Genomic DNA, 6,498 nt, shown 5'->3' on the forward strand with positions numbered 1-6,498 from the left:
AATATCCTGGCCCGCATCGCCGCCGGGGTGATCTGGGTCGCGGCCTTGCTGGCGTCGCTGCTGTCGCTGGAGCGGCTGTTCCAGAACGACTACGAGGACGGCAGCCTGGAGCTTCTGACGCTGACCAGCCTGCCGCTGGAGGCGGTTGTTTTCGCAAAGGTGCTGGCGCACTGGCTGGTGACGGGCCTGCCGCTGATCGTCGCGGCTCCGTTGCTGGCCCTGCTGCTGAACATGGATCCGGAAGGCTTCCCGGTGCTGATCGCGACGCTGGCCATCGGCACGCCGACGCTCAGCCTGATCGGGGCCATCGGCGCCGCCCTGACGCTGGGCGCCCGGCGCGGCGGCGTCCTGCTGTCGCTGCTGATCCTGCCGCTCTACATTCCCGTGCTGATCTTCGGGGCCGGCGCCATCGACGCCTCGCTGTCGGGATTCACGGCACGGCCCCATCTGCTTCTGCTCGGCGGGCTGCTGGTCGCAGCCCTTCCGCTGGCGCCCTGGGCGGGGGCCGCGGCCTTGAGGCAGGCGATCGAGTAGCGCCGAAACTTCACGCAACCTTACTCCCTGGACCTATGTTCACCTGCTACACTCGGGCTTGACCAGAAGCGGGCGAACCGCCGAAGCAGGCTGCATTACGGGAGGCAGGCATGGCCCTTAAGGCCGAACAGCTCAAAGGCGAGCTTACGGAACAGATCGTCAGTCGCGTTCACGACCGGCTCAACAGGGACAGAGCCGATACGGCCGAACGCTTCGTCCGGCAGTTCTATGCCAACGTGCCGCCCGACGACATCATCGAGTCGAGCCCCGACCAGCTCTACAGCGCCGCCCTGTCGATCTGGCAGTTCGCGGCGCAGCGGAAGCCTGGAACCGCGCGCGTCCGCGTCTATCACCCGCAGCTGGACGAACATGGCTGGCAGAGCGGCCATACCGTGGTCGAGATCGTCAACGACGACATGCCTTTCCTGGTCGATTCGGTCACCGCCGAGCTGAACCGCCAGGGATTGACGGTCCATCTCGTGATCCACCCGGTGGTAAGGGTGCGGCGCGATGCCTCCGGCCAACTGACCGACCTGTACGAGCCGCAGGCTGCTCCGGCGGACGCGGTGCCCGAGTCCTTCATGCATATCGAGGTGGACGAGCAGACCGCGCCGGAACTGCTGGAGCAGGTGGCGCAGAGCGTCGAGAAGGTGCTGACCGATGTCCGCTACGCGGTCGAGGACTGGCAGAGGATGCGCGCACCCATGCTGCGCATCCTGGAAACCGTCGACCATATGCCGCACGCGCTGCCGCCTGACGAGGTCAACGAGGCGCGCGACTTCCTGCTGTGGCTGAACGACGACAACTTCACCTTCCTGGGCTATCGCCGCTACCGCTTCGAGGGCGACGGCGACGAGGCGCGGCTGGCCGTGGTCGCCGGGGAGGGGATGGGCATCTTGCGCGACGACGATGTCCGGGTGTTCGACGGGCTGCGCAACTTCGCGTCGCTGCCGCCCGACGCCCAGCAATTCCTGCGCCAGCCGCGCCTGCTGCTGGTAACCAAGTCGAACCGCCGGGCCACCGTCCACCGTCCGGCGCTGATGGATAGCATCTTCATCAAGGAATACGACGACGACGGCGCGGTGGTCGGCGAGCACCTGTTCGTCGGGCTGTTCACGTCGGTCGCCTACAACACCAGCGCCCGCGATATCCCGTACCTGCGCAACAAGGTCGTACGCGTACTCCAGCGCGCCCGCTTCGATCCGCGCAGCCACGACGGCAAGGCGCTGGTCCATATCCTGGAGAACTTCCCCCGCGACGAACTGTTCCAGGTCAGCGACGGCGAACTGTTCGAGATAGCGATCGGTGTGCTGCATCTTCAGGAACGGCAGCGGACGGCGCTGTTCGTCCGGCGCGACCCGTTCGAGCGCTTCGTCACCGGCCTCGTCTATATCCCGCGCGACCGCTACGACACCGACCTGCGCCGGCGCATCCAGGCGATCCTGGAGAAGGCGTTCGACGGCACCTGCTCGGCCTTCTACACCCAGCTGGCCGAAAGCGTGCTGGCGCGGGTTCAATTCGTCATCGAAACGAAGCCCGGCGCCATCCCGGACTACGACGTCGCCGCGATCGAGGAGCGGCTGATCGAGGCGAGCCGCGCATGGCCCGACCGCTTGCAGGATTCCCTGGTCGATGCCCATGGCGAGGAAAAGGGCCTCCGCCTGCACCGCCGCTACGCCACGGCCTTCGACGTGGGATACCGCGACCGTTTCGGGGCCGAACCGGCGATTCTGGACATCGAGCGGGTCGAGGAGGTGCTTCACACCAGGCGGCTGGGTCTCAACCTGTACCGCCCGATCGAGGCTTCCGAGTCGGAGATATACCTGAAGCTCTACCATGACGGCGGGCAGGTGGCGCTGTCGGATATCCTGCCCATGCTGGAGCATATGGGCGTCAAGGTGATCTCCGAGGGCGGGCCGTTCGAGGTGACCATCCCCGGACGGGTGGAGCCGGTCTGGATCCACGACTTCGCGATGCGGACGAAGGACGGCGCCGCCGTCAACCTGGGCCGCGTCAGGCAGTCCTTCCAGGACAGCTTCCTTCGGGTCTGGGAAGGCAGGATGGAGGACGACGGCTTCAACCGGCTGGTGCTGCGGGCGGGGCTGGGGTGGCGCGAAGTCACGATGCTGCGGGCCTACGCCAAGTACCTGCGCCAGATCCGCTTCCAGTTCAGCCAGGACTACATGGAAGACACGCTGGCCGATCACGCCGCCATCACCCGGCTGATCGTCCGGCTGTTCCAGGCGATGCACGATCCGGCGCAGTCGCGTACCGGCGGCGTCGCCGACGACATCCAGGTCGCGGTCAACGGGCTGCTGGTGGAGATCGACCACGCGCTGGACGAGGTCGCCAATCTGGACGAGGACCGCATCCTGCGCCGGTTCCTCAACCTCGTCCGCTCGACCCTGCGGACCAACTATTTCCAGAAAGGCGCCGATGGGGAGCTTAAATCCTACCTGTCGATGAAGCTGGACAGCCGCTCGGTCGATGAACTGCCGCTGCCCCGCCCGATGGTCGAGGTCTGGGTCTACAGCCCGCGCGCCGAGGCGATCCATCTGCGCGGCGGCAAGGTGGCGCGCGGCGGCATCCGCTGGTCCGACCGGCGCGAGGACTTCCGCACCGAGATCCTAGGCCTGATGAAGGCGCAGATGGTCAAGAACGCCGTGATCGTGCCGGTCGGGTCGAAGGGCGGCTTCGTGGTCAAGCGCCCGCCGCCGGCCGATGCCGGGCGCGACGCGCTGATGGCCGAAGTGATCGAGTGCTACAAGACGCTGATGCGGGGATTGCTCGACATCACCGACAACTATGCGGCCGACGGCTCGGTGATCCCGCCCAAGGATGTCGTGCGGCTGGACGGTGACGATCCCTATCTGGTGGTCGCGGCGGACAAGGGCACGGCGACGTTCTCCGATATCGCCAACGGCGTGTCGGAGGACTACGGTTTCTGGCTGGGTGACGCCTTCGCGTCGGGCGGCTCGCGCGGCTACGACCACAAGAAGATGGGCATCACGGCGCGCGGCGCCTGGGAATCGGTCAAGCGGCACTTCCGCGAGATCGGCGTCGATTGCCAGACCCAGGACTTCACCTGCGTCGGCGTCGGCGACATGTCGGGCGACGTGTTCGGCAACGGCATGCTGCTGTCGCGCCATACCAAGCTGGTCGGCGCCTTCAACCACATGCATATCTTCTGCGATCCGGACCCCGATCCGGAGACCAGCTTCGAAGAACGGCGGCGGCTGTTCGACCTGCCCCGGTCGTCCTGGACCGACTACAACACCGACCTGCTGTCGCCTGGCGGCGGCATCTTCGACCGCAAGGCCAAGTCGCTGAAACTGACGCCGGAGATCCAGGCCCGCTTCGGCCTGACGCGCGACAAGGTGACTCCGGCCGAGCTGATGCAGGCGATGCTGCGGGCCGAGATCGACCTGCTGTGGTTCGGCGGCATCGGCACCTTCATCAAGGCGACCGAGGAAACCCACGCCGAAGTCGGCGACAAGGCCAACGACGCGACCCGCATCGACGGGCGCGAGGTCCGCGCCAAGATCGTGGGCGAGGGCGCCAATCTCGGCGTCACCCAGCGCGGCCGGATCGAGTTCGCCCAGAGCGGGGCCGCCGATCATGGCGGAGGGCGGATAAACACCGACGCGATCGACAATTCAGCCGGTGTCGATACCTCCGACCACGAGGTCAACATCAAGGTGCTGACCGGCGACGTGCTGGCCCGTGGCGACATGACGCTGAAGCAGCGCGACCAGTTGCTGGCGAGCATGACCGACGAGGTCGGCGAGCTGGTGCTGAGCGACAACTACCTCCAGCCGCAGGCGATCAGCGTCGCCGGAGCCGCCGGAGTGGGCGGGCTCGAGGAGCAGGCCCGCTTCATGCGGGTGCTGGAGAAGGCCGGCCACCTGAACCGCGCCATCGAGTTCCTGCCGGACGAGGAGGAGATCGCCGCCCGCGCCGCACGCGGGCTGGGGCTGACCCGGCCGGAACTGGCGGTGCTGCTGGCCTATTCGAAGATCACCCTGTACGACCAGTTGCTGGAATCGAACCTGCCGGACGATCCGCGCATGGCCGACGACTTGGTCAAGTACTTCCCCAAGGCGCTCCGCCGCGACTACCGGGAAGCGATCGAACGGCACCGGCTGCGCCGCGAGATCATCGCGACATATGCGACCAACAGCATGGTCAACCGGGTCGGCCCTACCTTCGTGACGGAGATGGTGGACAAGACGGGGGCCGGACCAGGCGACATCGCGCGGGCCTATACCGTCAGCCGCGACGCCTTCGCCCTGCGCGCCTTGTGGACGGGGATCGAGGCGCTGGACAACAAGGCGCCGGCGGCTGTCCAGTACGAGATGATCGCGGCCACCCAAAGCCTGATGAACCGGACGATCCCCTGGTTCCTGACGAACGTTCCCCAGCCGCTCGATCTGGGGGCGGAGGCCTCCAATTATACGCCGGGCGTCGAGGAGCTGACGGCCTGCCTGGACGCGGTGATCGGAGAGGACGACAGGGCGCAGCTGGACGAGCGTGCCGGTCCCTGGATCGAGCAGGGCGTTCCGGCCGAACTGGCGCGCCGGGTGGCGAGCCTGGGCATCCTGGCATCGGCCCTGGACATCACCCGCATCGCGCGCCTTGCCCGGCGCGACGTGCAGGACGCGGCGCGGGTCTATTTCGAATTGGGCCACCGTTTCGGCATGGAATGGCTGCGCGCCAAGGCGGCGAAGGTCAAGACCGAGAACCACTGGCAGAAGCAGGCGGTCAGCGCGATCATCGACGACCTCTACGGCCTGCAAAGCGACCTGACCGCCCGCATCCTGAACGACGGCCTGTCGCACGAAGCCGCGATCGCGACCTGGGCCGGCGCCCGCCAGGGACCGGTCGACCGCATCAACCAGCTTCTGACCGAACTGCGCGGCGTGGCGCGGGTCGATCTCGCCATGCTGGCGGTGGCGAACCGGCAGTTGCGGGGGCTGATCGCGAGTTGAGGTCTGCAGCACTTGAACGAAAGAAGGCCCGGTATGCCAACCGGGCCTTCTTTCGTTCCGGATGATTTCAGGAGGATGCTGGAGTCGTCCAAACTCCAAGGATCTCCGGCACATCCTCGTCCATTTCCAAGGGAATGGGAAACTTGGCAAGATACGTCTGGGCGCGGACTAGACGCTCTTCCAGTTGAAGCCTATTCATCGGTGGCCGCAATCCGTCACCGGCGCGCTGCCCATCGACATGGAACCGCGAAGCGAAATCCTGTGAGTGCCCTGATGCCGGATTGCTGCTCATATCGTGCTTCTTTCCAAATCCTTGAACATGACTTCGTTGCGCCCATAAATTCTTTCAAGCTGGAAACCCCGTCGCTCATAATACCGTACGAGGGCCGGCGCAGGGTTCACCAGTTCAAGACGAGAAGCTTCCACCAAGATCGCGTAAAAGGTCAAGGTTCTTTCCACGATCGGGAAAATTGCCCTGGGAAATGGATGATGGTCGAAGGGATACGACTCGAGATACTCGACTCTGACGATCGACACTCTGACGATCGACCGGCTTCTGGAGGTTCTCCCAATTGCCAGGCCATGTAAAGTCAGCGAAATACCGTCTTCTGTACTTGTCCTGCCCCAGATCGCCAGTTCAAACCGTTTCGGGTTGGAATGCCGGTCGTTCTGGAGCCTGTTCCAGTCCCAGTGCGACGTCGAAGGATGCCTGAAATCCGACCGCCACGTTCTTCTGAACTCCCTTAAGACTTCAGAATTTATGGTCGTTAAGAGTAGGTTCGGATATTTGTCCGCATAATCCCGCATACACCAAGAACAAGCCGTGTCACGAGTATCCTGGTAAATTCGGATCGTGTCATGGAACGTCAGAATATCCGCGTTCGTTTCCGGGAGCGGCATGTCGATTGATCACCGGACGTTCTTCAAGTTCAATATAAAGGCATCGTATTGAGCCTATCGTGGTAGGTTATCAACC

Annotated in this window: 2 protein-coding genes; both read left to right on the top strand. The window is 64.8% G+C overall.

The features are described from left to right. A partial coding sequence (gene ccmB / locus AC5JJ6_RS23535) for a heme exporter protein CcmB (protein ID WP_496044386.1) occupies nt 1-534 on the top strand: 534 nt, incomplete at its 5' end. 110 nt (nt 535-644) lie between these two features. After that, nucleotides 645-5,522, top strand: coding sequence for an NAD-glutamate dehydrogenase (locus tag AC5JJ6_RS23540; protein ID WP_496044387.1), 4,878 nt, complete (start codon nt 645-647; stop codon nt 5,520-5,522). Nucleotides 5,523-6,498 lie beyond the last annotated feature (976 nt).

It is taken from the genome of Skermanella sp. (assembly GCF_059503625.1).